Here is a 3890-nt window from a genome sequence, read left to right as displayed (position 1 = left end):
TTTTTTTGCCTTAAAAATCCCCGCGCCGAAAGCACTGTAGTAAACGTTACATAAAAAAGTTCGAAATGGAGGAATCGTCATAAAGAGATTCCAGAGCGAATCGATCATCTGGCTATTTGAGAAAGCGAAACAGTGAGCAAAAACGCGGTCTGTAAGGCTTGCAGAGGAGTAAGCCAGTATACACTCCGCTATCGCTACGTGACTGTGTCAGGGCTGCGCCCCGACACCCCAAAAAAAATTTGGCTAGGTGATTGCCAAGCGAAGCGGAGCCAATCACCTAACTCTTTTAATAGAAATAGAAGCAAAATAGGAAAAAAAAAACTTAACTATATGATTTATATAGAATAGAGCATTTTCAATAGTGCTCATGGGGTGAGCCTAATAGTGCTCATGAGCTATGAGCACTATTGAGTTGGTGTGAATCATTTTTGATTCAACATGCATCATGCTAAAATGACGCAACTTGAATCATGCTAAAATGACGCAACTTGAATCATGCTTGAGCACTATTAGGCTCATGGGGTGAGCACTTTATGACAGACGACGAGAAGAAGATTCAAACGCTGGAACAGCAGCTTTCACAAGCAAGATCATTACTTAGTCATACGATGGATACACTCCAAGAGGAACGGTACTTAGCATCGCTCAGAAAAAACCGCGTAACAGGTGGTTATTACATGATGAGCAGAGCAGCAGAAAAAAACTTAAGAGCCTTGCAAACCGCAAATCCAGCGGCAGCACTGGTATTTAGTGTGATCCGTGAAAACATGCAGATTGGAACCAATGCCGTAGCCATCAGTAACACAGCGTTCTGCAAGATTATTGGTAAATCACGGGCTACTGTGACTAGAGCGATCAAACACTTGGCTGATCATAACTACGTTCAGATTGTGAAGGTCGGCACGACAAACACTTACGTGGTCAATGAGCAAGTAGCGTTTGCAGGCAGCCGTGGTCAGCGGAAAGCAGTATTTTCGGCAACTGTTGTTGCTCATGAATGTGAGCAAGACGAAGGTTGGGAGCAGGTTAAGAAGCTAAAAGCCATACCTGTCATCTGTGAGGATGAAAGACCTGTCATTGGTTGTGATGATCTTCCACCTCCAGACCAGCAAGACCTAGAGTTGAACTAATCCAAATTGAGCTAGCGGCAGGCGGACAATCAGGGGCTGCGTGTTAACGTTCTGACCATGATTGTCTATCCTGCATTGCTCTTTTGCCGCCTCAAATCCCTTGCGTGTTTTTGCTCCCCGATCTCCAGAACGACCGAGCCGCCACGGTTCCGGCAGCGCCTTGAGCGCAACCGGAAACCGTCTGGGGAGAACCCCAGACCCCATCGCTGTAACACCGACGGTCTACGATCACCTACCAACCGAGTGGCTGCCTGTACCGTGCAAATGGGCTTTGCAGGGGGCTGGCGCGGTTCCAGGCGACCTGAAAGCCCCTGGTTAGGGGTATCGGCGCGCCTGACCTCCTGAAACGCTCTGTAATCGTTTTTCGCGCCTTCCATGCCCTGACGGGCATTTAAAACCCGTTTCGTGTGTCTGAGAGCTACTGAGCGCGTTTGAAGGGCTATCTGACGACTCATCCCCGAAAGAACAACAACGGGATCACCGACAACATGCGAGAGATTATACCGCTCGCCGCAGCCCCAGCGACCGAACGTAGTGAGCGAGTGGGCGAGGAAGCGGAAGAGAACCGGAAGTTACATTGAGCACTTACGCACTGATGCGGGGTGTCGGGGTGAAGCCCTGACCAGGTGGGGAATGTCTGAGTGTGCGTGCGCGGTCCGACATTCCCACATCCTGTCCCGAAATCAGGATTGTTTTTCAGGCACAACTACGGCAAATTCAGCGTTGTTACGGGTTTGTCCAGCCCGTAGCTAGCCGATAAAAATAATATTGGTTACTCCACAATAATTCCTCTTCATACCCCTGACGTTTCAGGGTTTTTTTGCCTTAAAAATCCCCGCGCCGAAAGCACTGTAGTAAACGTTACATAAAAAAGTTCGAAATGGAGGAATCGTCATAAAGAGATTCCAGAGCGAATCGATCATCTGGCTATTTGAGAAAGCGAAACAGTGAGCAAAAACGCGGTCTGTAAGGCTTGCAGAGGAGTAAGCCAGTATACACTCCGCTATCGCTACGTGACTGTGTCAGGGCTGCGCCCCGACACCCCAAAAAAAATTTGGCTAGGTGATTGCCAAGCGAAGCGGAGCCAATCACCTAACTCTTTTAATAGAAATAGAAGCAAAATAGGAAAAAAAAAACTTAACTATATGATTTATATAGAATAGAGCATTTTCAATAGTGCTCATGGGGTGAGCCTAATAGTGCTCATGAGCTATGAGCACTATTGAGTTGGTGTGAATCATTTTTGATTCAACATGCATCATGCTAAAATGACGCAACTTGAATCATGCTAAAATGACGCAACTTGAATCATGCTTGAGCACTATTAGGCTCATGGGGTGAGCACTTTATGACAGACGACGAGAAGAAGATTCAAACGCTGGAACAGCAGCTTTCACAAGCAAGATCATTACTTAGTCATACGATGGATACACTCCAAGAGGAACGGTACTTAGCATCGCTCAGAAAAAACCGCGTAACAGGTGGTTATTACATGATGAGCAGAGCAGCAGAAAAAAACTTAAGAGCCTTGCAAACCGCAAATCCAGCGGCAGCACTGGTATTTAGTGTGATCCGTGAAAACATGCAGATTGGAACCAATGCCGTAGCCATCAGTAACACAGCGTTCTGCAAGATTATTGGTAAATCACGGGCTACTGTGACTAGAGCGATCAAACACTTGGCTGATCATAACTACGTTCAGATTGTGAAGGTCGGCACGACAAACACTTACGTGGTCAATGAGCAAGTAGCGTTTGCAGGCAGCCGTGGTCAGCGGAAAGCAGTATTTTCGGCAACTGTTGTTGCTCATGAATGTGAGCAAGACGAAGGTTGGGAGCAGGTTAAGAAGCTAAAAGCCATACCTGTCATCTGTGAGGATGAAAGACCTGTCATTGGTTGTGATGATCTTCCACCTCCAGACCAGCAAGACCTAGAGTTGAACTAATCCAAATTGAGCTAGCGGCAGGCGGACAATCAGGGGCTGCGTGTTAACGTTCTGACCATGATTGTCTATCCTGCATTGCTCTTTTGCCGCCTCAAATCCCTTGCGTGTTTTTGCTCCCCGATCTCCAGAACGACCGAGCCGCCACGGTTCCGGCAGCGCCTTGAGCGCAACCGGAAACCGTCTGGGGAGAACCCCAGACCCCATCGCTGTAACACCGACGGTCTACGATCACCTACCAACCGAGTGGCTGCCTGTACCGTGCAAATGGGCTTTGCAGGGGGCTGGCGCGGTTCCAGGCGACCTGAAAGCCCCTGGTTAGGGGTATCGGCGCGCCTGACCTCCTGAAACGCTCTGTAATCGTTTTTCGCGCCTTCCATGCCCTGACGGGCATTTAAAACCCGTTTCGTGTGTCTGAGAGCTACTGAGCGCGTTTGAAGGGCTATCTGACGACTCATCCCCGAAAGAACAACAACGGGATCACCGACAACATGCGAGAGATTATACCGCTCGCCGCAGCCCCAGCGACCGAACGTAGTGAGCGAGTGGGCGAGGAAGCGGAAGAGAACCGGAAGTTACATTGAGCACTTACGCACTGATGCGGGGTGTCGGGGTGAAGCCCTGACCAGGTGGGGAATGTCTGAGTGTGCGTGCGCGGTCCGACATTCCCACATCCTGTCCCGAAATCAGGATTGTTTTTCAGGCACAACTACGGCAAATTCAGCGTTGTTACGGGTTTGTCCAGCCCGTAGCTAGCCGATAAAAATAATATTGGTTACTCCACAATAATTCCTCTTCATACCCCTGACGTTTCAGGG

Annotated in this window: 2 protein-coding genes; both read left to right on the top strand. The window is 48.8% G+C overall.

Annotation, left to right across the window (positions count from 1 at the left end):
- The first annotated feature begins 533 nt into the window (after window positions 1-533).
- Window positions 534-1130 (top strand): replication/maintenance protein RepL, encoded by a 597-nt coding sequence (locus tag BFF42_RS12285; RefSeq protein ID WP_050488785.1) that lies wholly within the window; start codon window positions 534-536, stop codon window positions 1128-1130.
- Between the two features lie 1348 nt (window positions 1131-2478).
- Window positions 2479-3075, top strand: coding sequence for a replication/maintenance protein RepL (locus BFF42_RS12265; RefSeq protein WP_050488785.1), 597 nt, complete (start codon window positions 2479-2481; stop codon window positions 3073-3075).
- The last annotated feature ends 815 nt before the right edge of the window (window positions 3076-3890 follow it).

This window comes from Shigella sp. FC1661, from assembly GCF_001712525.1.
Taxonomy (GTDB): Bacteria; Pseudomonadota; Gammaproteobacteria; order Enterobacterales; family Enterobacteriaceae; genus Escherichia; species Escherichia coli.
Note: the sequence above shows the minus strand (reverse complement) of the source record. Positions and strands in the feature narration are given on the sequence as shown.

Bases quoted from the DNA above. Each gene is read 5' to 3' on its own strand.
- BFF42_RS12265 (WP_050488785.1), top strand. From the start codon at position 2,479: ATGACAGACGACGAGAAGAAGATTCAAACGCTGGAACAGCAGCTTTCA.
- BFF42_RS12285 (WP_050488785.1), top strand. From the start codon at position 534: ATGACAGACGACGAGAAGAAGATTCAAACGCTGGAACAGCAGCTTTCA.